Raw genomic sequence first — 22,281 nt, forward strand, 5'->3', positions numbered from 1 at the left:
GTTGTTCGGAGGGCGGTCGGACGCCGTTCCCGGCGTTCTCCCAGCCTCCATCATCGCGGGCCCGGCGGGAGCTGTGAACCGCCGGGCCCCGGCGGTGGGTGACCGCCGGGGCCCGGGAGTGCCGGAACGGGGGGCTCAGCCGTGCCGGCGGACCTCCACCGTGCGGAACCGGTTGGCGACGAACGCGCCGTCGCAGTAGGCCGAGTTGGCGGCCGGGTTGGCGCCGGTGCCGTGCAGGTCGGAGAAGGCGGCGGTCTGGTTCGGGTAGACGCCGCCGGTCAGGTTGAGCGAGAGCGAGACGCCGGAGTCCAGCGCGGCCTCGACCAGCAGCGCCTCCACCTCGGGCGAGGTGGTGTAGCCGGAGGCCGTCATGGCGCCCTTCTCGCGGACCGTGGTGCGCAGCAACTCGATCCCGGCGGCGGTGGATTCGACGGCGACGGCGAAGGAGACCGGGCCGAAGCACTCGCTGCGGAAGACCGAGCGGTCGTCCGGCTTGTCGGCGTCCAGCTTGACCAGGGCGGGGGTGCGGACGGTCGCGCCGGGGAAGTCCGGCGAGGTCACCGCGCGCGGGGCGAGGACGAGTTCGCCGTACTCGCCGCCGGCCGCGGCGGCCGAGCGCTGCAGCACGCCGGGGTTGACGACGGCGCCGAGGATGGCGGCGGCGCGGGCGTCGTCGGAGAGCAGGCCCTGGATCGCGCCGGCGAGGTCGCCGACCACCTCGTCGAAGGACTTGTCGCCCTGGTCGGTGCTGATGCCGCCGCGCGGGATCAGGACGTTCTGCGGGGTGGTGCACATCTGGCCGCTGTAGAGCGAGAGCGCGAAGGCCAGGTTGCCCAGCATGCCCTTGTAGTCGTCGGTGGAGTCGATGACGACCGCGTTGACGCCGGCCTTCTCGGTGTACACCTGCGCCTGCTTGGCGTTCTCCTCCAGCCAGTCGCCGAAGGCGGTGGAGCCGGTGTAGTCGATCATCTTGATCTCGGGGCGGACGGCGAGGGTCTGGGCGATGGTGCCGCCCTCGTGCTCGGCGGCCAGGCAGACCAGGTTGGGGTCGAAGCCGGCCTCGGCGAGCACCTCGCGGGCGATCCGGACGGTCAGTGCGAGCGGCAGCACGGCCCGGGGGTGCGGCTTGACCAGCACCGGGTTGCCGGTGGCCAGCGAGGCGAACAGACCGGGGTAGCCGTTCCAGGTGGGGAAGGTGTTGCAGCCGATCAGCAGCGCGAGGCCGCGCGGGACGACGGTGAACTCCTTGGTCATCACCAGCGGCTCGCGCTTGCCCTGCGGCTTGGTCCAGCCGGCCCGGCGCGGCAGCCGGGTCTGCTCGGCGTAGGCGTAGGCGACGGCCTCCAGGCCGCGGTCCTGGGCGTGCGGGCCGCCGGCCTGGAAGGCCATGCCGTAGGCCTGGCCGGTGGTGTGCATGACGGCGTGGGCGAACTCGTGGGAGCGGGCGTTGATCCGGTGCAGGATCTCCAGGCAGACGGCGGCGCGCTCCAGCGGGGAGGCGGCGGCCCAGCCGGGGCGGGCGGCGGTGAGCGCGGCGATCAGGGCGTCCGGGTCGGCGTGCGGGTAGGTGATGCCCAGCTCGACGCCGTACGGGGAGGCCTCGCCGCCGACCTGGTCGCCGTCGGTGGGCTGGCCCTCCAGGGCGAAGGGCGCACCGAGCAGGGCGTCGAAGGCGGCCTTGCCGTCCGCCGGGCCGTTCTCGCCGTAGGCCTTCGGGAACTCGGGGTAGGGCGACCAGTAGTCGCGCTTGGCGGCGGCGTCGAGCGCGGCGTCCAGGGTGGCCTGGTGGCGCTCGACCAGCTCGCTGACGAGGGGGTGGGTGACCGCTGCGGACATCTGTGCGCTCCTCAGAGGGGAGGACGGGACACGTCACAGAGTAACCGAACGATCGGTCGGCTCAAGAGGGTGCAGCGGTGGGAATCCGCCGGAACGGACGGAGGGCGCGTCCGTGGCGGACGCGCCCTCCGGGGCCCGGGACGGCCCGGGGCTACGGCACGCCCAACTCGAAGAGCACGTACCCGCCGTACCAGCCGGAGGCGACCGCGCCGGTGCCCAGCACCACGGCCAGGACCGGCCAGCTCAGCTTGCGCATCCCGATCGCGAGCGCGATCGACAGCGGGAACGCGGGCAGCAGGTAGCGCGAGGTGTTGCCGAAGATGCCGAGACTGCCGAGCACCGACACGATCGTGGCCAGCGTGTAGGCGGTCAGCACCAGCGGCGGGCGCAGCCGGACCATCAGCACGATCAGGGCCGGCAGGCCGAGCACGATCAGGGTGGCGAGGAGGTCCGCCACCGGGAAGGCGAAGGGATAGTCGTTGCGGCCCAGCAGCACCCCGCGGATCGCGTGCCAGGTGCCCTGGCCCCCGTCGAAGTAGTGCAGCCAGGCGTCGTGCTGCAGCCGGAAGTAGCCGCCCCACTCGCCCGTCCGCCAGCCCACCCAGCCGACGTAGCCGAGCAGGCCCACGGGGGCCAGCGCCATCGAGGCGAGCGGGCGCAGCACGCCGCTCTCCCGCCGGTACAGCTCGACCAGCGCGGCCAGGCCCACCGCGCCGATCAGCGCCGCCGCGGTCGGCCGGTTGAGCCCGGCGACGAGGGTGATCACCCCGGCCGCGACCCACTGCTTGGTCATCACGCAGTAGCAGGCCCAGGCGGCCAGCGCGACGAAGGTCGAGTCCGAGTAGACCGCCCACTCCGCGCCCGAACCCGGGGCGATCGCCCAGATCCCGGCCGCGATCACACCGGCCCGCACGTCCCCCGACAGCTTCACCACCACGGCGTGGATCCCGGCGGCCGCCAGCAGCGACGCCACCACCGAGACCAGCATCCCGGCGCCGTACAGGCCGAGGCCGGTGACGTCCGAGGTCAGCCGCATCAGGCCCGGGTAGAGCGGGAAGAAGGCGGCCGAGTTCTGCTCGATGTTGAAGCCCTCCGGCCCCGCGATCGGGACCAGCGCCGGGTGGTAGCCGAACTGGGCCACCTGCTGGTACCACCAGCCGTCCCAGCTGCCCACCACGTCCCACGGGTTGGCGCCGCCGCCGAACCGGGCCGGCTTGGTCGCGTAGCCGCCGGCGAAGGACAGCAGCTTCATGAAGACGGTGAAGCCGATCAGCTTGAGCACGGCGTAGCACCACACGGCCGGGCCGAAGCGCACGACCAGCGCGCGGGCACGCTCCCGCAGGCCGCCCGAGGCGCCCTCCGGATCCCCGCTGCGCTGGTCGGGCACGTCGGAGGCGACTGCCGGTATTGCGTTCATCAGCCGTGGACCCCAGCCTGCTGCACGTGGACGGATCGTCCGCAGATTCTAGGGCCTGCACCCTCCGGCCAGGGCGGGCCGGAAGGACCCGATCGCGTACCGGGCGGGGCCGCCGGGGATACTCGGGGGATGGCCGATCACACCACGCGCACCGCCTACACCGTGGAGTCACTGCTCGCGGTGACCGTCGACGTCTTCAACGAGCGCGGCTACGACGGCACCTCGATGGAGGACCTGTCCCGGGCGGCCGGGATCTCCAAGTCCTCGATCTACCACCACGTGCGCGGCAAGGAGGAACTGCTCCGGCTGGCGGTGGGGCGGGCACTGGACGGGCTGTTCGCGATCCTGGCCGAGCCGGCCGCGGTCGGGGGCCCGGCGGTGGAGCGGCTGGAGCACGTGGTGCGGCGCACCGCCGAGGTGCTGCTCGCGGAGCTGCCGTACGTGACGCTGCTGCTGCGGGTGCGCGGCAACACGGCCACCGAGCAGTGGGCGCTGGAGCGCCGCCGGGACTTCGACCACCAGGTCGCCGAGCTGCTGCGGGCGGCGGTCGCGGACGGTGCGCTGCGGGCGGACGTGGAGCCGCGGCTGGCGACCCGGCTGCTGTTCGGGATGATCAACTCGATCGTGGAGTGGTACCGGCCGGGGCTCAGGGGTGCCGACGGCGTCGCAGACGCGGTGGTGCACCTGGCCTTCGACGGGCTGCGGGCGCGGTAGCCGGCAGCCGGTCGTCGCGGGGCCGGGGGCGGGGCCGTCAGTCCGGGGGGACCTGGTCGGTCTCCTCGAAGACCAGCATGGTGCGGGTGCCGAGCACCTGGGGGATGGACTGGATGCGGTTGAGCACGAGCTCCCGCAGCACCCGGTTGTCGGCGGTGTGCACCAGCAGCAGGACGTCGAAGTCACCGCCGACCAGTGCGATGTGCGCGACGCCCGGCAGCTCCAGCAGCTGCTCCCGGACCGTGCGCCAGGAGTTTTGGACGATCTTCAGGGTGACGTACGCGGACGCGGTCTGACCGGCCCGTTCGTGGTCGACCCTGGCGGTGAAGCCGCGGATGATGCCGTCCTCGACCATCCTGGAGATCCGGGCGTACGCGTTGGCCCGGGACACGTGCACCCGCTCGGCCACCGAGCGGATGGAGGCGCGGCCGTCCTGCTGCAGCAGCCGCAGGATCGAACGGTCGACCCGATCGAGTCTGGACACCTGTTCAGCCGACATGACCCCCCACCCTCACCGATTGGACGTACTGCCACCAGTCGACCGCCGCTCGGACCGAATGTCCACCACCTTGTCACGCTTCTGGTCAAGATGAACAGACGACCGAACAATCGGTAGGGAGCCCCCGCAACCCCTGGAGGTGCCCCGAGATGACCGTTCTCGACCACAGACACCACACGGGCGTGCCGGGCTGGCTGCCCGGGGCCACTGCCCCGCGCACCGACCCGGCCCCCCTGCTCCCGGACCTCTCCCCCGTCCGGGTGCTCGGCACCCCCGCACTGGAGAAGTACGACCCGACGCTGCTGCGCAAGCTCTACCGCCGGCTGGTCGTCGGCCGCCGGTACAACCAGCAGGCGACCACCCTGACCAAGCAGGGACGCCTCGCCGTCTACCCGGCGTCCACCGGCCAGGAGGCCTGCCAGATCGCCGCCGCGCTGGTGCTCGGCGAGCGCGACTGGCTCTTCCCCAGCTACCGCGACACCCTCGCCGTGGTCTCCCGGGGCGTCGACCCGCTGGAGGCACTGACCCTGCTGCGCGGCAACGCCCACACCGGCTACGACCCGCGCGCCAGCCGCACCGCCCCGCTCTGCACCCCGCTCGCCACCCAGGCCCCGCACGCCGTCGGACTCGCGCACGCCGCCCGGCTCAGCGGCGAGCCGGCGGTCGCGCTGGCGCTGCTCGGCGACGGCGGCACCAGCGAGGGAGACTTCCACGAAGCGCTCAACTTCGCGGCCGTCCTCAACGCGCCGGTGGTCTTCCTCGTGCAGAACAACGGCTACGCGATCTCCGTCCCGCTCAGCGCACAGTCCGCCGCGCCCAGCCTGGCCCACAAGGCCGTCGGCTACGGCATGCCGGGCCGACTGGTCGACGGCAACGACGCGCCCGCCGTGCACTCGGTGCTCACCGAAGCGGTCGAACGGGCCCGCGGCGGAGGCGGCCCGACCCTGGTCGAGGCGCTGACCTACCGGATCGAGGCGCACACCAACGCCGACGACGCCACCCGCTACCGCACCGAACCCGAGGTGGCCGCTTGGCGGGAACACGACCCGATCCTGCTGATGGAGCGTGCGCTGCGCGGGCTCGGCGTGCTGGACGACCGGCTGGTGCAGGACGCCGCGGACGAGGCGGAGGCGCTGGCCGCCCGGATGCGGGCCGAGTTCCACGCCGAACCCGAACTCGACCCGATGTCGCTGTTCGCCCACGTCTTCGCCGAGCCCACCCCGCAACTGCGCGAGCAAGCCGCCCAGTTGTCCGCCGAGCTGGCCGCCGAGGCCGAGGTGCAGCACTGATGCCCACGGTCGTCTCCTCCCCCACCGCCTCCATGGCGCAGGCGCTCAACTCCGCGCTGCGCGACGCCATGCGCGAGGACCCGGCGGTGCACGTCCTCGGCGAGGACGTCGGCGCGCTCGGCGGCGTCTTCCGGATCACCGACGGCCTGACCGCCGAATTCGGCCCGGACCGCTGCCTGGACACCCCGCTGGCCGAGGCCGGCATCCTGGGCACCGCGATCGGCATGGCGATGTACGGGCTGCGCCCCGTCGTCGAGATGCAGTTCGACGCGTTCGCGTACCCGGCGCTGGAGCAGCTGTTCTCGCACGTCGCCAAGATGCGCAACCGCACGGCCGGCCGACTCCCGCTGCCGATCACCGTGCGCATCCCCTACGGCGGCGGCATCGGAGGGGTCGAGCACCACAGCGACGCCTCCGAGGCCTACTACACCAGCACCCCCGGCCTGCACGTCGTCACCCCGGCGACGGTGGCCGACGCGTACGGGCTGCTGCGCGCGTCGATCGCCTCCGACGACCCGGTGGTCTTCCTGGAGCCCAAGCGGCTCTACTGGGGCAAGGCCGAGTTCGACCCCGCGGCGCCGGTCGAGCCGATCGGCAGGGCCGTGCTGCGGCGCACCGGGACGTCCGCCGTGCTGATCACCTACGGCCCCTCGCTGCCGGTCTGCCTGGAGGCGGCCGAGACCGCCAAGGCCGAGGGCTGGGACCTCGCCGTGCTGGACCTGCGCACCCTGGTGCCGTTCGACGACGAGACGGTCTGCCGGGTGGTGCGCTCGCTCGGCCGGGCCGTGGTGGTCCACGAGGCGAGCGGCTTCGGCGGCACCGGCGCGGAGATCGCCGCCCGGGTCACCGAGCGCTGCTTCCACCACCTGGCCGCGCCGGTGCTGCGGGTCACCGGCTTCGACGTCCCGTACCCGCCACCGATGCTGGAGCACCACCACCTGCCCGGGGTGGACCGGATCCTGGACGCCGTCGCCCGGCTTCAGTGGGAGGACGGAGCATGATGCCCGTCGTGCGCGAGTTCCGGCTGCCCGACCTCGGTGAGGGGCTCACCGGGGCGGAGGTGGTGCGCTGGATGGTCGAGGTCGGCGAGGTGATCGCGGTCGACCAGCCGGTGGTGGAGGTGGAGACGGCCAAGGCCGTGGTGGAGGTGCCCTGCCCGTACGGCGGGGTGGTCACCGCGCGGTACGGCGAGGAGGGCGAGGAGATCGCCGTGGGCGCGCCGCTGGTGACGGTCGCGGTGGCGCCGGCGGACGGTTTCTCGGACGGCTTCTCGGACGGGTCCTCGGACCGGCCCTCGGACGGGTCCGCGTCCTCGGTGGGCGAGACCGTCGAACGGCCGTTGGTCGGGTACGGCGTCGTGGAGCCCGGGAAGGGCGGCCGGCGGCGCCGGGTCGGGGCGGGTGTTTCGGGGTCCTCGGGGGCCTCGGGGGCCTCGGGGGCCTCGGGGGCCCTGGGCGCGGTCGCTTCGGGGGCCTCGGCGGTGGCCGCTCCGGTCACGGTCGTGCCGGTGGCCGCTGGCCCGGCCGTGGTGCCCGTGATCTCGCCGCTGGTGCGGCGGCTGGCCCGGGAGCAGGGGGTCGAACTGGCCTCGCTGACCGGCAGCGGGCCGGACGGCCTGATCATGCGGGCGGACGTCGAACGGGCGGTCGCGGCGAAGGTGGCCGCGCCCGTGGCGCCCAGTGCGGCCTTCCCGGCGGCCGCGCAGGAGGGCGTCGTCCCGCTGCGCGGACTGCGCAAGGCGGTGGCCGAGAAGCTCAGCCGCAGCCACCGGGAGATTCCGGCGGCGACCTGCTGGGTGGATGCCGACGCGACCGAACTGATGGCTCTTCGGCGGCAGTTGAATGCCACGCCGGGACCGAAGGTGAGCGTGCTGGCGCTGCTGGCGCGGATCTGCACGGTCGCGCTGGCCCGCTTCCCCGAGCTCAACTCCTCGGTGACCGAAGACGGTTCGGGGATCGTCCGGCACTCGGCGGTGCACCTGGGCTTCGCGGCGCAGGGCGAGCGCGGCCTGGTCGTCCCGGTGGTCCGGGACGCGCAGGCCCGCAGTACCGAGCAACTCGGCGAGGAACTGGGCCGGTTGACCGAGGGGGCCCGCAGCGGCGCGCTCACCCCGGCCGAACTGACCGGTGGCACCTTCACGTTGAACAACTACGGTGTGTTCGGCGTGGACGGCTCCACCCCGATCCTCAACCACCCGGAGGCGGCGATGCTCGGGGTCGGTCGGATCGTCGCCAAACCGTGGGTGCACGAGGGGCAGTTGGCGGTGCGCGAGGTGACGCAGCTGTCGTTCACCTTCGACCACCGGGTCTGCGACGGCGGGACGGCGGGAGGCTTCCTGCGCTTCGTCGCGGACTGCGTGGAGCGGCCGGGCATGCTGCTGCGGCAGCTCTGAGCGAACCGGCTCTGAGCAGGGCGCGGTCGCCCTGGGTGGACGGGGGACCACCGAGGGCGACCGCGATCGAGTGAGAGTAGCGCGTTCCCCGGGCGGGCGTCCGGGCTTCGCGCGATTTGTCGGATGAGCAGTTCGGCCGTGCCACGCTGCCTAGGCGTCAGCAGAGACGAGCCAGGGTGGCGCAGGGCGGTCGGAGGCGAAACGATTCTCTTGGGTACTCGAAACGTAGCGGTGAAGTCCCGCAGAACACTTCTGGTCCGTACCGGGCACGGCTCGGCGGCGGCCACCTCCGTACCGGGCCTGCCGGAGCTCCCGCCGACGGCCACGACGGCAACGGGCGTGACGGCAACGGGCGTGACGGCGGGGGTGCCGGCGGCGCGCGTGACGGCGGAGGCGCCCACGGAGGTCCTGCCGACGGCGCCCGTCGGTCCGGTGATCCCGGCCATGCCGTCCGAGCCGCCGGCCGTCCCGGCGCCGAGCCGCCCGGAGGCGGTCTCGACCACCGGGACCTCACCCGCCTTCCGGCCGCTGTTCACCGATGCTCCCGGGCTCAACTGGTCAGGCCCCGGAGACGGTCGGAGCGATGCCTGGGCCGCGCGGGGGCCCGCCGGGCAGCCCCCGGCCGCACCGCCGTTCGGGTCGCCGCCCGCGTGGCCACCCACGCCGCCCTCGGCGCCACCCGCACCGCCCTGGGCGCCACCCGCACCGCCCTGGGCGCCACCCGCACCGCCCTCGGCGCTGCCGAGCCTGCCGACGCCCGTCGGGCAGGCCGCGCCGGACGTCGAACTGCCCCTCACCGCACGGGACATCGAGCTGATCCGGGCCAGCCTGGCCGCCGTCGAGCCGGTCGCCGACCGGGCCACCGCGCACTTCTACGCGCTGCTCTTCCTGCACCACCCCGAGGTACGCTCGCTCTTCCCGGCCGCCATGGACGTCCAGCGCGACCGGCTGTTCCGCGCCCTGCTGTCCGCGGCCCGCGGCGCCGAGGATCCGGTGGCCCTGCGCGCCGGACTGAGCGCGCTCGGCCGCGGCCACCGCCGGTACGGCACGCTGACCGGCCACTACGCGCCGGTGGGGGAGTGCCTGGTGCAGGCGCTCGCCCGGTACGCGGCCGGCCGCTGGGACGCCGACACCGAACTGGCCTGGCGCCGCGCCTACCGGCTGATCTCCTCGACGATGATCGAGGCCGCCGAGGAGGCCGCCCGCACCTCCCCGCCCTGGTGGCAGGGCGAGGTCGTCCGGCACGAGCGCCGCACCCCGGACGTCGCGGTGATCACCGTCCGCCCGGACCAGGCGTACCCGTTCCGGGCCGGGCAGTACACCAGCCTGGAGACGCCCTGGTGGCCGCGGGTCTGGCGGCACTACTCCTTCGCCTCCGCGCCCCGCCCGGACGGCCTGCTGACCTTCCACGTCAAGGCCGTGCAGGCGGGCTGGGTGAGCAACGCGCTGGTCCACCGGGCCGCACCCGGGGACGTACTGCGGCTAGGCCCGGCGGCCGGCGAGATGACCGTCGACCACACCGGCGGCCCCGACCTGCTCTGCCTCGGCGGCGGCACCGGCATCGCGCCGATCCGCGCACTGGTCGAGGAGGCCGCCGCGCACGGCTCGCCCGGCCGCCGCGTCGAGGTGTTCTACGGCGCCCGCCGCGCCGCCGACCTGTACGAACTGGACGGCCTGTGCGAGCTGGCCCGGGCCCACCCCTGGCTGACGGTGCGGCCGGTGCTCTCCGGCACCGGCCCGGCCGAGGGCGCCCTGACCGGCGAACTGCCCGAGGTGGTCGGCCGGTTCGGCCCGTGGGCGGGGCACGAGGCGGTGCTCAGCGGGCCGCCCGCGATGGTGCGCCGGGGCGTCGGAGTGCTGCTGCGGGCCGGGGTGCCGGCCGAGCGGATCCGGCACGACCTGGTCGGCGATCTGGCCGCCGGGTGATCACCCGAGATCGGGCGCGAGCAGCGCCCGGATGCCCTCGATGTTGGCCGCCAGGTACGCCCGCAGCCGCGGTGGGACGACGTTGACCGAGGTGACGCCCTCGCGGGTGAACGGCAGCCGGACCACCTCGTACTCGCCGTTGGGCTCCGTCACCTCGGGGCCGTGCCGCCGGCTGAGGTCCATCGAGGCGAGCCGGCAGACGAAGAAGTGCTGCACCTTGACGCCGTGCGGGTGCAGCGGGGTGCCGTCGTCGTGGAAGGGGTGGCTGATGGTGTCGACGAAGGCGGGCACCACGTCCACGACCTTGCCGCCCAACTCCTCGTCCACCTCGCGGTGCAGCGCCTCGACCACCGTCCGGTCGCCGCGCTCGACCCCGCCGCCGGGCGTGATCCAGTACGGGTGCGGCGCGCCGGGCCGGACCCGCCGGATCAGCACGATCGAGGCCGGGCCGTACGGATCGTCCGGATCCAGCTCCAGCAGGATCGCCCGTGCGGTGCGCTTGACCACCGGGCGCGGTGGCGGGATTCGGTTCTCGGTGCCCATGGCCACCTCCGGGGCTGGCGCGTTGTGCGGGAGTCTCCCGCGCGGGGAAAGGGTCGAAACACGGGAAATGGACCGAAACGCCGACCCGGTCGGGTGCGTCCGTTCGGGGCGCCGCTGTGCTGCAATGGGCGGCTATCGGGCACATCGGATGTTTCGCTCCACATGTCCGTTCTGGGCACGGGCGTGGATGGGTTGCATAAACCGTCACAAAAACCGTCGAAACCATGCCCTGGCAGCCATCGGACCCAGTAAGACGAAGGCCCGGGCAGAACGAGAGGTACTGGCGCCATGCAGCACAGCACAGTCCAGGGCCACCTGGTGATGAGCCTCGTGGTCTCGCACGAGCTCTCCTTCCACCTCCTGGCGGAGCTGGTGTACGAGGTCGACGACCCGTACGCGGTCCGGCTCACCTTCCACCTGCCCGGGGACGCCCCGGTCACCTGGTTCTTCGCGCGGGAACTGCTGGTCGACGGGATCAGCGGGCCCGCCGGCGAGGGCGACGTCCACATCCACCCGGACGGCGAGGAACTCTCGGAAGTCTGCGTCGTGCTGCGCTCCCCCGAGGGAGAAGCCGTGCTGCGGGCCTCCTCGGAGCCGCTGGCCGCCTTCCTGGCCCGCACCGACCGGCTGGTGCCGCTGGGGCGGGAACGCGCCGAGCGGGAACTCGACGCCCGGCTCGCGGACATCCTCCGAGGGTGCGAGAACGCGGGCTGAGCAGCCGGAAGGGCGGCCCCGGCCGCGGTGCGGTGCGGGCTCCGGGGGCGAAGCCTCCGTACGCGGCCTCCGTGCGCGTGGTCCGTGCGCGGCGTCCGAAGCAGGAGAAGCAGGACGAAGGCCCGCACCCGGATGCTCCCGGGTACGGGCCTCTTGCGCGGGCGGCCACGACAGCCGTCAGTCGTCGTCCAGGGCCAGGTGCAGGCCCCACGCCACCAGACTGATGATCAGCGAACCGAACAGGGCCGCCACGAAGCCGGTCACATGGAAGTCCAACTCCAGCTTCCCCGACGCCCACGAGGTCAGCAGCAGCATCAGGGCGTTGATCACGAAGGTGATCAGCCCCAGCGTGAGGATGAACAACGGGAACGAGAACAACTTGACCACCGGCTTGATCAGCCAGTTGACGACGCCGAACACGACGGCGACACCGAGCACCGTGAGTGCCTTGTGCTGCCAGTCGGCGTTGCCCTGGGCGAGTTGGATGCCGCTGACGAGCCAGGCGGCGACCCAGATGGCCGCCGCGTTGATCAGTGTCTTGATGACGAAACCCTTCATGGCGCCCAAGCCTGGCAGCACCACCGGCCCGGGGGAACCACCTCACGGCGGGTTTGGTGTTGAATGCCCCTGGTCCCGGAGGTGGACGGACGAGGGAGGACGGCGCCGGTGAAGCTCTTCCGGCTGGACGAACTGGACACCGAGCGAGCGGCCAACGACGGCGCGTACCTGCGGTTCCTGCGCGAACCGCGGATGTCCGCCGGGCTGTACGCGCTCTCCCCCGGCGACACCGACCCGCAGACCGCGCACCGGCAGGACGAGATCTACCAGGTGATCAGCGGCCGGGCCGAACTCACCGTCGGCACCGAGACCGCGACCGTCGGGCGCGGCACTGTCGTGTACGTCCCGGCCGGCACCCCGCACCGGTTCCACCACATCACCGAGGAACTGCGCGTCCTGGTGGTCTTCTCCCCGCCGGAGGACTGACCCGACGGGCGGGCGTCTAGGGTCGTCCGCATGACCCGCAGCCTCACCGAAGAACTCTGGGCCTCGATCGAGCCGGTCTACGGCGAGATCCTCGCCCACCCCTTCCTCGGCGGCCTCACCGACGGCACCCTGCCGCGCGAGGCCTTCCGCCACTTCGTCGTCCAGGACTCGCACTACCTGCGCGACTACGCCCGAGCCCTCGCCGTCTGCGCCGCCAAGGCACCCGGCGAGGACGACGTCCGCGCCTTCGCCGACGACGCGGTCGGCGCGCTGGCCGCCGAACAGGGCATGCACGCCGAGTTCCTGACCGCCTTCGGCGGCACCGCCGAACAGGCCGCCGCCGAACCGGTCCTGCCCACCACCCGGGCCTACACCAGCTACCTGCTCGCCACCGTCTACGGCGGCTCCTTCGCCGAAGCGGTCGGCGCCGTCCTGCCCTGCTACTGGATCTACGCCCGGGTCGGCGAGGCGCTGCTCGCCCAGGGCTCCCCCGACCCGCTCTACGCCAGATGGATCGCCACCTACGGCGACGAGGCGTTCCAGTCGGTGGTGCGCCGGGTGCTCGCCCTCACCGACCGGCTCGGCGAGGAGATCTCACCCGCCGAACGCCGCAAGGTGGTCGAGCACTTCGGCATCACCTCGCGCTACGAGTGGATGTTCTGGGACGCCGCCTGGCGCGGCGAACGCTGGCCGGTCTGACCGTTCCCACACCTCTCCCGGACCTCTCCCGCACTCCTCCCGGACCGCCCGTGCACCGGCCGGCGGGCGGCTTCTCAGGGCGCGCCCCGCAGAACCGCAGGGGGTCGTCCCGGGGGTCGGGCTCCGGGTGATCTCGGGGTTCTCTCCGGGCTGTTGGCCCTCGTTCCGGCCCCCGGGCCCCCGTACGATCGAAGTATCGAAAGCAAGCGGGATGCGGCACCGGACGGCGGCCGGCCCTTGGGGAGAAGAGGAACGGACATGGCTGAGATCTGGAAGTCGCTGCCGTCGTGGGTGCGCAACATCGTCATCCCGGTGCTGGTCCTGGTACTGGCCTGGAACGTCGTCGCCTTCGTCTTCGGCATCGTCGGCGCGCTGCTGGGCATCGTGATCAAGCTGCTGGTGGTGGTCGGCATCGCCGCCGCCGTGGTGATCCTGGTGAAGAAGGCCGCCAAGAGCTGACCCTCCCCGAACCGCCGTCCTGAGGCCCGGTCCCCCATCGAGGGGGAGCCGGGCCTCGGCCGTTCCCGGCCGCCCGACCGGCGGTCGACCTGCGGTGACCGGGCCGCGACGGTGTCCGGCCGGGGAGACGGTCTGGACCTGCGGGGATCGGCTCGCTACGGTGTTGGGCGTCATGTGCAGGCAACACCGCCTGCGACGCGGGAGCTCGGAGCACCGGGCTGAGAGGGCGCTGACCGGGACGTCGACGGACGGACCGACGGCTGCGTCGACCGCAGGAACCTGGACCGGATAATGCCGGCGTAGGGAGTAGAGGTCAGATGACCACGTTCGAAGCACAGCCGCAGCCTGCCCGGAGCACCCCCAGCAGCGAGCGCAGCGGATACCCGACGCCCGCCTGGCGCAAGGCCTACCGCGAGGGATCCCGCCCCGACCTGCGGGTGCCGTACCGCGAGGTGCAGCTCACCAACGGCAGGACCGTGCCGCTGTACGACACGGCAGGCCCGTACACCGACCCGTCGTACGAGCCCGATGTGCGGCGCGGCCTGCCCCCGATGCGCGACGCCTGGATCCGGCAGCGCGGCGACGTCGAGGAGTACGACGGCCGCGAGCCGCGGCCCGAGGACGACGGGATCAAGCACACCTCTCCGCGCGGCGGCAACCTGCGCAACCTGGACGCCGTCTTCCCCGGCCGACCGCGGCGCCCGCTGCGCGGTCGCGGTGGTGCCGCCGTCAGTCAACTCGCCTACGCCAAGCGGGGCGTGGTGACTCCCGAGATGGAGTTCGTGGCGCTGCGCGAGGGGCTCGCGCCCGAGTTCGTGCGCGAGGAGGTGGCCCGCGGCCGGGCCGTCATCCCGGTCAACGTGAACCACCCGGAGGTGGAGCCGGCCATCATCGGCACCAACTTCCTGGTGAAGATCAACGCCAACATCGGCAACTCGGCCGTCACCTCCTCGATCGAGGAGGAGGTGGAGAAGATGACCTGGGCCACCCGCTGGGGCGCCGACACCGTCATGGACCTCTCCACCGGCCGCAACATCCACACCACCCGCGAGTGGATCCTGCGCAACTCCCCCGTGCCGATCGGCACCGTGCCGCTCTACCAGGCCCTGGAGAAGGTGGACGGCAAGGCCGAGGAGCTGAGCTGGGAGGTCTACCGGGACACCGTCATCGAGCAGTGCGAGCAGGGCGTCGACTACATGACCGTCCATGCCGGGGTGCTGCTGCGCTACGTCCCGCTCACCGCCCGCCGCAAGACCGGCATCGTCTCGCGCGGCGGCTCGATCATGGCCGCCTGGTGCCTGGCGCACCACCAGGAGAACTTCCTCTACACCAACTTCGAGGAACTCTGCGACATCCTGGCCGCCTACGACGTCACCTTCTCGCTCGGTGACGGCCTGCGGCCGGGCTCGATCGCGGACGCCAACGACGAGGCGCAGTTCGCCGAGCTGCAGACCCTGGGGGAGCTCGGCCGGATCGCCCGGGAGCGCGACGTCCAGGTGATGATCGAGGGCCCGGGCCACGTCCCGATGCACAAGATCAAGGAGAACATGGATCTCCAGAAGGAGATCTGCGACGAGGCGCCGTTCTACACCCTCGGCCCGCTCACCACGGACGTCGCGCCCGGCTACGACCACATCACCTCGGGCATCGGCGCCGCGATGATCGCCTGGTGGGGCACCGCGATGCTCTGCTACGTCACGCCCAAGGAGCACCTGGGCCTGCCCAACCGGGACGACGTCAAGACCGGCGTGATCACCTACAAGATCGCCGCCCACGCCGCCGACCTCGCCAAGGGCCACCCCGGTGCCCAGGCCTGGGACGACGCCCTCTCCGACGCCCGCTTCGAGTTCCGCTGGGAGGACCAGTTCAACCTGGCCCTCGACCCGGAGACCGCCCGCGAGTTCCACGACGAGACCCTCCCCGCCGAGCCCGCCAAGACGGCGCACTTCTGCTCGATGTGCGGGCCGAAGTTCTGCTCGATGAAGATCTCCCAGAAGATCCGCGACGAGCACGGCGACGGCTCCAGCGCAGTGCGGAGCGACTTCGACGCCGAGGCGCTGGCCGGCATGCAGGCCAAGTCCGAGGAGTTCGCGGCCCAGGGCAACCGGGTGTACCTGCCACTGGCGGACTGACGTTCCGGCCCATCGGCGAGCCCTTTCCCGGAGGTCGGGGGAGGGCTCGTCGCTTGGACGGACTCCCGGGCGAGGGGCGCGCCGGAAGTCGGTCGTCGTTGACCGCCCCGCTCTCGTCCTGGTCCTGACGGCCCGGGGGGACCGGCGGCGAGCTCGTCCGCAGCCGGGCGGCCGGGGCGGGGCAGGCCCATGCGCCCGCCCTCCTGGATCACGAGATCCGGTCGGCCCTCCTCGGCGCGCGACGTGGCCGGCAAGCTGACGGAGAAAAGGGTGGAGAGGGCGGCCGCCGCCTAGCCGAGGGGAGCGACGGCCGCTCAGTTCCCGGAGGCGTCGGCCGGGCGGTCCCGTTGGGCGGGCACCCGCGGCATCGCGATGCCCTGGCCCTCGCCGGGGCGGCGGGCGGGCGGGACCATGGACCGGGCGCGCAGCGCGTCGGCTTCGGCCAGGGCCTGCGGGGACGGCGGCCGTGGTGTGTTCCGCCGGCAGGACGGGGCGTCGGTGGGCGCCGGTGCCGGGTGCCGCTCCAGTACGGCGATGGCGCTGCCGGGATCGACGACCGTCAGCCCGGCGCCGGCCGGGGCGAGCGGGCAGCGGGCGATGACGGCTCCGGCGGGGGTGGCGATGGACAGGTGGGACTGGTCGAGGCGCCGGCGGACCTCCACCGGGGCGCCGACGAGGTGGTCCGGGACGGCGTAGAAGTTGCCGCGGAAAGGCACCAGTCCCTGGGCGGTGACGGTGCGGGCGGCTCGGACGCGGGCCGGGTAGGGCGTGGCGGGCAGTTCCCGGAGTGCTCCGGTGCCTGTCGGCGGGCCGCCGACCGCGGGGTGTGCGTCGCCGGTGCCCCCGCGCCGGGTGTCCAGGCGCGCGGTGAACCGGCCCAGGCCGTGCCAGGCGTCCTGCAGGGTGCTGTCGTCCGTCACCGCGCGCGACCAGGAGCGGAGTGCCTGGTCCAGGGACCGGCGCGTGTACGAACGGGGGTCGGTCGGAAGGCGGCACTCGACGCGCACGCCGTAGTGGCCGGCCACCTGCCCGAACGCCGGTGTCATCCGGTCGGTCCGCGGGCACCACACGGTCGGCGTCCGGCCGAACCGCCAGCACCCGGCGGTGCCGCCGAGCCGTCTCAGCACGAGGTCGACGGCTTCCACGAGGTGGGGCAGTTCCTGGTCCTCCGCCAACGCCACCGACCAACGGCTGATGCCGTTGCCGACGCCCGTGCCGGTGAGCGAGCCGAGGAGCAGGCACGCCCGGTTGCCGTAGCCCCAACTCGCCGGCGGTTCGGGAAGCCGCAGCCAGTCGAACTCGACGGCCGTCTCGGTCCGTTCGGACTCGGGTCGGCTGTCGGCGGCCGTGGCGGCGTCCTGGCACTGCTCGCAGCGAGGCCGGGCCCGGTGTCTGCGCAGGGCCCGGGTGAAGGTCGAGTAGGCGCCCGCGTAGCCGAGGTCGACGACCTCGTCGAAGAGGATGGTCGCGGCGAGGTGGGGGTCCTCGGCGAGGCGCTGGCGGCAGTACGGCAGGAACTTGAGGAAGGCGTCCTGGGAAGAAATTCGGATGCCCGGGGTCCGCTCGCCGAGAAGGTAGGACCGCACTGTTTTCCGATCACGGCCGAGGTGTCGGGAGATCCTGATTATCGACCATCCTTGGCGATGCAGCCTAACTGCTTCCAGATATTCCTTCCGGCTGATCAAGAAGCCTCCCAGGGTCGAATCCGGCCTGGCACAGGTGGTGCATATGTCAGGGGCAAGCTGGAAACATAGCACCCCGCAAAAAGAAGAAACGTTCCTCTTGCAATGGCTTTACGTGGGGACTTTCGGCGAGCGGTGCCGACGGTGAGTATAGGATTACCTCTGCTCCGCCTATGCCGGGGAGTTCTCCGGCCGGCGGAAAAAGATTCACCCCCCGGGCCGCTCTCCTGGGTAATTTTGTGGAGCATCTTCGATATCGAATATGGAAGGACGCCCGGATGCCGTAAAAACCGGCCCGGCCGCTTCTCGTTGATGAACCCGTGACTTCACCATGCCTGCCCTACGCCTCGTCGCCCCCCGTGCGGGAACCGGTCGCCCCGCTCGGCGTGTGGCTCTTCGTCCCCGACCGCCGGAACGCCGTGGGTGACGTCTCCACCGGCTACCTGTCGCGCAACGGCGAGCGCGTCGTCCTGTCGTACACCTCGCGCCCGTTGGCCGACTTCGTACGGAAGATCAGCCAGTTGGAGAGGGACTTCGCCGCGCGGATCGGCTCCCTGCTCCTCCCGGACGAATCGTGACGCCGCCGGGCGCACCGAAACCCCCGGCTCGGGCCGGGGCCGGGAACCGGATCGAGCCGCAGCCGGGCGACCGCGTGGGGAGCATGCCGTGTACGACCGTGTGACCGGACTTCTGGGCCCGGCCGGGGACCGTGGCTACGGCGAGCCGGACGGCGAGGTGTGGGCCGCGCCCCATGACCGTCTCCGCGAGACGACCCGTCCGGCGGGCGACTGGTACGACGGCGGCTTCGCCCACGGCCTCGGCCTCGCGTTCGGCGACGCGCAGGTGTTCGGCTCCATCGCCGCATCGGTCGGCGACTGGGAGGGCGAGACGGCGTTCGTGCCGCCTCCACGGGCACCGGTCGACTCGTCCGGCTCCCCCGGGGCCGGCCGACCGGTCGGCCCGTCGGCCTCCCGGCACCGCCGACGGTCTTCTCTCCCCCAGCCGGCCTGGCCCCACCTGATCAGCTCCGTGTTCGGCGCGCTGACGGCGGTGACGGTGACCGCGGCCTGCGTACTGGGCTGGGTGTTCTCCTACGGCCCCTTGCAGGAACTGGCGTTCTCGAGAGTGCCGCGCGGACTGTCGCAGTTGTGGCCGGTGGTCGTTTACGGACCGTGGCTCGCGGGGTGTCTGTCGGTCCTGCGCGCCGTCCAGCACGGTCGTCGGTCGTTCCACTCCTGGGTCGTGGTCGTGGTCTTCTCCGGCCTCGCGGCCGGACTGTGCGTCGCCGGCGTCCCCTGGACGCTGTCCGCCGTCGTCGTCGCCGGGCTGCCCCCGCTCACCGGCGTCGTCTCGCTCCACCAACTGGTGCGTCAACTCACCGCCGCCCGGGGCGCGTGCCGAGGTCTCGACCGTCGGGCCGGGCACCGGGCGCGCCGGTGAACCGGGGCAACCGGGCGCAGGGCGACGGCCGGAGCCGAGGTCCGACGTCCGCCGGAGTCCACCGGCGGTGCGGGGCCGGGCGTCGGGGGCGGCAAGGTGCGACGACGGGGTCTTCCGCGCCGGCCCCGTCCCCTGGCCGGGGCCGACGGGGGTGCCGCCCCGGGTGGACCCCCGTACCTCCCGGGGCGGCACCGGTCACCGGGCGGTGGCGTCCTCGGGGTACCACCGGAGTTCGACGGTGTTGCCGTCCGGGTCGCTGACGTAGACGGAGGTCGCGGAGCCGCGGGCGCCGTAGCGGGAGACCGGGCCTTCGAGGACGGTGAAGGTGCCGGAGTCGATGACCTCCTGCCAGTCGAGCGGGGCCACGGTGAGGCAGATGTGGTCGACGTTGGACTCCTGCCGGGGGCGGACGACCAGGTCGATGATGGTCTCGGCGGTGATGCGGACGGACGGGAACGGGGCCTTGCCGGCGCGCCACTCGTCGACGCGGACCGGCTCCAGGCCGAGGAGGCCGGTGTAGAAGGCCAGGGACCGTTCGATGTCCGCGACGTTGAGGACCAGGTGGTCGAGGGCTACTACGCGCATGGCGGGTCCTTCGGGTGGGGGTGGGGGCGGTTCGGTGCGGCTGGTGGCGGGTTCCACGATCCTCCGGGCGGGGGCGGGCATCAACGGCGCATCACCGTAGGATCGTTGAGCAGGACTCAACGATAAAGGGGTGGCGCGGCATGCTGGAGCGGCTGGAGACCGAGGTCTTCCTCGCACTCGCCGAGGAGTTGCACTTCGGCCGGACCGCCGAGCGCCTGCACCTGACCACCGGGCGGGTCAGCCAGGTGGTGAAGAAGCTGGAACGACGGATCGGCGGCCCGTTGTTCGAGCGCACCAGCCGTTCGGTCCGCATCACCGCCGTGGGGCGGCAGTTGGCCGACGACCTGGCCCCGGTGGTGGAGGCGATGGCGGCGGCCCTGCAGCGGGCGGAGGACGCCAGCCGGGGGGTCACCGGGGAGCTGCGGGTGGCGTTCCTCGGCGAGTGGACGGCGCCGGTGCTGCTCAGGGCGGCTGCGCTGTTCGCCGAGCGGCACCCCGACTGCCGGGTGGACGTGCGGGAGGTCCAGCTCTCCAACTCCCGGGCGAGCCTGGAGGACGGATCGATCGACATCCTGATCGCCTCCTACCCGTTCGACGGGATGGCGCGCGGGCCGGTGCTGCTGACCGAGCAGCGGGTGCTCGCGGTGGCGGCCGGGCACCCGCTGGCCGGGGAGCGCTCGGTGTCGATCGAGGTGCTCGCCGACCACCCGGTGGTGCAGTACCCGGCCGCCACCTCCACGGGGTTCAAGCGCGACCGTACCCCCGACCACACCCCGTCCGGCCGCCCGGTGCCCAAGGGGCCGTCCGGCGGCACGTTCTCCGAGATGCTCAGCCTGGTCGCCATGGGCCGCGGCGTCCTGCCGGTCGGCGAGTCCTCCCGCCACTACTACCCCCGCCCGGACGTCGCGTACGTGCCGATCCGCGACGCGCCCCCGATCGAGCGCGGCCCGATCTGGCGGGAGGGGAACACGACGGCCCGGGTGCTGGCGTTCGTCCGGGCGGCGGCGGAGGTCGCCGGGGTCGGGGCACCCGGCGGGGCCGGGGTGGCCGCGGCAGGGTGACAGGGGGTCGCCACGGCGGCTCAACCTGCCCTGCGCCGGCGGTAGTAGTGCACGGTGAGCACGGCGAGCAGCGGGCCCCAAGCGGCCAGCGGTAGGTAGCTGACCCAGAACACCAGGGTCTGCCAGCCGTGGGTGATGATCCCGCCCCGGTCGCCGCGGATGGTCAGGCCGAGGGAGAACATCACCATCGCGTAGGGGAAGACCATCAGGACCGCCGAGCCGAGCCCGGCCGGGACGACGGCGGCGAGCACCGGGACGGGGCGGCCGCCGAGGACGGGGATCCGGCGCGGCCACACCTCGCCCCAGCGCGCGACCAGGCCGAAGCAGAGGAAGGCCAGGGCCTCGCTGACCGCGCTGAGGGTGAGGATGTACTCCCAGCCGCCGTCGAAGGAGGCCGGGGTGGCGGGGGTGGGGCGGTGGTCGAGCAGTGGCAGGCCGAAGACGAAGCCGCCGATCCGCCAGAGGCAGGAGGGCAGGACGGCCAGGGTGATCGCGTAGGCCGTCCGGACGGCCCAGCGCGGTACGCCCGGTGCGGGTGCGCCGTGCAGTCGTTCCGCCATCGTCCGTGCGCCCATGGGTCCGCCTCCCGGCCTGGGCGGACGCCCTTCGTCCGCCGTTGCTTCGACGGTCCCGGAACGCCGGCCCGGGGGCGTCCTCACCCGGGGTGAACCGGCTCCCCCGGGCGGGGGAGGCAGGGGGGCGGCGGCGTGCCGGGGCGCCGGGGAGCGCGGGCGGGGGCCGGCTCAGCCGACGTCGTCCGGGCCGGTGAAGGCGGGCGGGGTGTAGCCGGGGCCGGTGAAGTCGGGGGTGGTGAAGGCGGTGGGGCGGGAGGTGCGGCCCTCGGCGCCGGTCAGGCCGTCGGGGCCGGGGCCGGGGCTGGTGAAGGAGGGGGAGGTGTAGCCGGGGCTGCTGAAGTCGGGGCTCCCGCCGGAGTGGGGCGCCTCGCCGGAGGCCGGGTCCTCGGCGGAATGCGGGTCCTCGGTGGAGTCGGTGCTGGGGCCGGAGTCGGTGCCGGGGCCGGAGCCGGTGCCTGCGCCTGCGCCGTCCACGGGCGGGAGCGCGGAGTGCAGGTAGGGGAGGAGGCCGCGTTCGCGCAGGGCGGTGCGCCATTCGGTGCGGGCGGCGGCGAGTTCGGCGGCGAGTTCCGGGTCGGTGCCGGCCGGGGCGGCGGTGCCGTCGCGTATGGCGGTGAGGAGGAGTCCGACGATGCCGATGGCCATGGCGGCGACTCCGGCGGCGAGCGCCACCCAGCCGGCGGTGACGAGGGAGCGGGCGAGGGCGAGGTCCGGGGCGGTGGCGCGCAGCAGGTAGCCGACGAGGAGCAGGAACAGGGCGGCGGCCCAGGCCAGGATCGGGGTGAGGACGGTGAGGACGGGGAGGAGGCCGGCGCCGCCGTTGGCGGAGCGCAGCTGGGTGAGCAGGCCGGGTGCGCTGGGTTCGGTGCCGGGCGGTGGTGGGGGTGTGGTGCGCAGGTTCTCGCGGAGCCGGGTGTAGTGCGCGTACTCGGCGGCGGCCGGGGCGTTGACGCCGTCGGCGTCGCGCAGGGCGCGGATGCGGAGCTGGTCGGTGGTGAGCGCGCCGCGGGCGCGCAGGGCGGTGAGGACGGTGCGGTCGCGCAGGGCTTCGGCGAGGAGGCGCTCGTACTCCGGGCGGTCCTCGGCGAGCAGTGGCGGGGGGTTGGTCATGGGGACCCCGTTCGTGCGGACCCCGGTTCGCTCCGCCCCGGGGGCGCGGGGCCCTCAGGACGCCGAAACGGGCGCGGAGGCGGGCCGCCGGACGGGCGGCCGGGTGTGGTGTGCCTCATGGTAGGGGTGGGTGTGCCCGGGCTGACAGTCGGTTTCCGGAATTTCGCGCCCCGGGCCGCGCGCGTGCGACGGCCCGAGCGCCGGGAACAACTGTTCGTCCGCGG

Annotated in this window: 22 protein-coding genes, 1 pseudogene and 1 riboswitch; of the genes and pseudogenes, 13 read left to right on the plus strand and 10 right to left on the minus strand. The window is 73.2% G+C overall.

Annotated features, from left to right (window positions below):
* Positions 1–135 precede the first annotated feature (135 nt).
* On the minus strand, positions 136–1,836 hold the full coding sequence (paaN, locus tag IF30_RS0106610) for a phenylacetic acid degradation protein PaaN (protein ID WP_030233262.1): 1,701 nt from the start codon (positions 1,834–1,836) through the stop codon (positions 136–138).
* 151 nt (positions 1,837–1,987) lie between these two features.
* Positions 1,988–3,253, minus strand: coding sequence for a membrane protein (locus IF30_RS0106615; RefSeq protein ID WP_030233264.1), 1,266 nt, complete (start codon positions 3,251–3,253; stop codon positions 1,988–1,990).
* Between the two features lie 129 nt (positions 3,254–3,382).
* On the opposite strand from IF30_RS0106615, the gene IF30_RS0106620 reads away from it, so the two are divergent.
* Positions 3,383–3,967 (plus strand): TetR/AcrR family transcriptional regulator, encoded by a 585-nt coding sequence (locus tag IF30_RS0106620; protein WP_030233266.1) that lies wholly within the window; start codon positions 3,383–3,385, stop codon positions 3,965–3,967.
* A gap of 37 nt (positions 3,968–4,004) precedes the next feature.
* Here the strand turns inward: IF30_RS0106620 and IF30_RS0106625 are convergent, their stop codons facing one another.
* Positions 4,005–4,466 carry an Lrp/AsnC family transcriptional regulator gene (locus tag IF30_RS0106625; RefSeq protein ID WP_030233268.1) on the minus strand — a complete coding sequence of 154 codons (462 nt, stop codon included), beginning with the start codon at positions 4,464–4,466 and terminating at the stop codon, positions 4,005–4,007.
* A 149-nt stretch (positions 4,467–4,615) separates the two neighbouring features.
* Here IF30_RS0106625 and pdhA point away from each other — a divergent pair, with 149 nt between their 5' ends.
* The 4 genes from pdhA to IF30_RS44940 all read left to right on the plus strand — a co-directional run bounded on the left by pdhA (position 4,616) and on the right by IF30_RS44940 (position 10,073).
* Entirely contained in the window at positions 4,616–5,755 is a 1,140-nt protein-coding gene (gene pdhA, locus IF30_RS0106630) for a pyruvate dehydrogenase (acetyl-transferring) E1 component subunit alpha (RefSeq protein WP_030233270.1), read from the plus strand.
* Positions 5,755–6,756: an alpha-ketoacid dehydrogenase subunit beta gene (locus IF30_RS0106635; RefSeq protein ID WP_030233273.1), complete on the plus strand. Its 1,002-nt coding sequence runs from the start codon at positions 5,755–5,757 to the stop codon at positions 6,754–6,756. Before pdhA ends, IF30_RS0106635 begins: the two co-directional genes overlap by 1 nt.
* Entirely contained in the window at positions 6,756–8,147 is a 1,392-nt protein-coding gene (locus tag IF30_RS0106640; RefSeq protein ID WP_030233276.1) for a dihydrolipoamide acetyltransferase family protein, read from the plus strand. Before IF30_RS0106635 ends, IF30_RS0106640 begins: the two co-directional genes overlap by 1 nt.
* A 231-nt stretch (positions 8,148–8,378) precedes the next feature.
* Positions 8,379–10,073 (plus strand): globin domain-containing protein, encoded by a 1,695-nt coding sequence (locus IF30_RS44940; RefSeq protein WP_234322605.1) that lies wholly within the window; start codon positions 8,379–8,381, stop codon positions 10,071–10,073.
* Here IF30_RS44940 and IF30_RS0106650 read toward each other — a convergent pair whose 3' ends face one another.
* Entirely contained in the window at positions 10,074–10,616 is a 543-nt protein-coding gene (locus IF30_RS0106650; protein WP_030233282.1) for an NUDIX domain-containing protein, read from the minus strand. It abuts the gene before it with no gap.
* A 288-nt stretch (positions 10,617–10,904) separates the two neighbouring features.
* On the opposite strand from IF30_RS0106650, the gene IF30_RS0106655 reads away from it, so the two are divergent.
* Complete coding sequence (locus tag IF30_RS0106655) at positions 10,905–11,330, plus strand: SsgA family sporulation/cell division regulator (protein WP_030233285.1); 426 nt, start codon at positions 10,905–10,907, stop codon at positions 11,328–11,330.
* 177 nt (positions 11,331–11,507) lie between these two features.
* On the opposite strand, the gene IF30_RS0106660 is transcribed toward IF30_RS0106655, so the two are convergent.
* Positions 11,508–11,888, minus strand: a complete 381-nt coding sequence (locus IF30_RS0106660) for a phage holin family protein (protein WP_030233288.1) — start codon at positions 11,886–11,888, stop codon at positions 11,508–11,510.
* Between the two features lie 108 nt (positions 11,889–11,996).
* On the opposite strand from IF30_RS0106660, the gene IF30_RS0106665 reads away from it, so the two are divergent.
* The 4 genes from IF30_RS0106665 (at position 11,997) to thiC (ending at position 15,604) form a co-directional block, all read left to right on the plus strand.
* The gene (locus IF30_RS0106665; RefSeq protein ID WP_030233290.1) at positions 11,997–12,314 is read left to right on the plus strand and encodes a cupin domain-containing protein; all 318 of its coding nucleotides are present in this window, start codon (positions 11,997–11,999) and stop codon (positions 12,312–12,314) included.
* A 30-nt stretch (positions 12,315–12,344) separates the two neighbouring features.
* Entirely contained in the window at positions 12,345–13,013 is a 669-nt protein-coding gene (tenA, locus tag IF30_RS0106670; RefSeq protein WP_030233293.1) for a thiaminase II, read from the plus strand.
* 258 nt (positions 13,014–13,271) lie between these two features.
* A complete protein-coding gene (locus IF30_RS0106675; protein ID WP_030233296.1) occupies positions 13,272–13,472 on the plus strand; it encodes a DUF5326 family protein in 201 nt (66 codons plus the stop codon).
* 187 nt (positions 13,473–13,659) lie between these two features.
* A riboswitch (TPP riboswitch) is annotated at positions 13,660–13,795 on the plus strand.
* Positions 13,790–15,604, plus strand: coding sequence for a phosphomethylpyrimidine synthase ThiC (thiC, locus tag IF30_RS0106680; RefSeq protein WP_030233299.1), 1,815 nt, complete (start codon positions 13,790–13,792; stop codon positions 15,602–15,604). Its footprint overlaps the riboswitch before it by 6 nt.
* A 314-nt stretch (positions 15,605–15,918) precedes the next feature.
* On the opposite strand, the gene IF30_RS0106685 is transcribed toward thiC, so the two are convergent.
* A complete protein-coding gene (locus IF30_RS0106685) occupies positions 15,919–17,190 on the minus strand; it encodes a Mu transposase domain-containing protein (protein ID WP_051709350.1) in 1,272 nt (423 codons plus the stop codon).
* Positions 17,191–17,361 (minus strand): annotated as a pseudogene (locus IF30_RS50755) (hypothetical protein); the annotation flags it as partial.
* A 245-nt stretch (positions 17,362–17,606) separates the two neighbouring features.
* Between IF30_RS50755 and IF30_RS0106690 the strand changes: the two are divergent.
* Both IF30_RS0106690 and IF30_RS41040 read left to right on the plus strand, forming a co-directional pair.
* Positions 17,607–17,864 carry a hypothetical protein gene (locus IF30_RS0106690; RefSeq protein WP_158834799.1) on the plus strand — a complete coding sequence of 86 codons (258 nt, stop codon included), beginning with the start codon at positions 17,607–17,609 and terminating at the stop codon, positions 17,862–17,864.
* 88 nt (positions 17,865–17,952) lie between these two features.
* Positions 17,953–18,726 (plus strand): hypothetical protein, encoded by a 774-nt coding sequence (locus tag IF30_RS41040; protein ID WP_051709351.1) that lies wholly within the window; start codon positions 17,953–17,955, stop codon positions 18,724–18,726.
* A 195-nt stretch (positions 18,727–18,921) separates the two neighbouring features.
* Here IF30_RS41040 and IF30_RS0106700 read toward each other — a convergent pair whose 3' ends face one another.
* On the minus strand, positions 18,922–19,311 hold the full coding sequence (locus IF30_RS0106700) for a VOC family protein (protein ID WP_030233311.1): 390 nt from the start codon (positions 19,309–19,311) through the stop codon (positions 18,922–18,924).
* Positions 19,312–19,451: 140 nt separating this feature from the next.
* Here IF30_RS0106700 and IF30_RS0106705 point away from each other — a divergent pair, with 140 nt between their 5' ends.
* Positions 19,452–20,372 carry a LysR family transcriptional regulator gene (locus tag IF30_RS0106705; protein ID WP_030233314.1) on the plus strand — a complete coding sequence of 307 codons (921 nt, stop codon included), beginning with the start codon at positions 19,452–19,454 and terminating at the stop codon, positions 20,370–20,372.
* A gap of 20 nt (positions 20,373–20,392) precedes the next feature.
* On the opposite strand, the gene IF30_RS0106710 is transcribed toward IF30_RS0106705, so the two are convergent.
* Together IF30_RS0106710 and IF30_RS41045 are read right to left on the minus strand one after the other, a co-directional pair.
* Positions 20,393–20,947: a hypothetical protein gene (locus tag IF30_RS0106710; protein WP_030233317.1), complete on the minus strand. Its 555-nt coding sequence runs from the start codon at positions 20,945–20,947 to the stop codon at positions 20,393–20,395.
* A 168-nt stretch (positions 20,948–21,115) separates the two neighbouring features.
* A complete protein-coding gene (locus IF30_RS41045; protein WP_051709352.1) occupies positions 21,116–22,057 on the minus strand; it encodes a hypothetical protein in 942 nt (313 codons plus the stop codon).
* Between the last annotated feature and the right edge of the window lie 224 nt (positions 22,058–22,281).

Origin of the sequence: Streptomyces sp. NRRL S-350 (genome assembly GCF_000719705.1) — a bacterium.
Lineage (GTDB): Bacteria > Actinomycetota > Actinomycetes > Streptomycetales > Streptomycetaceae > Kitasatospora.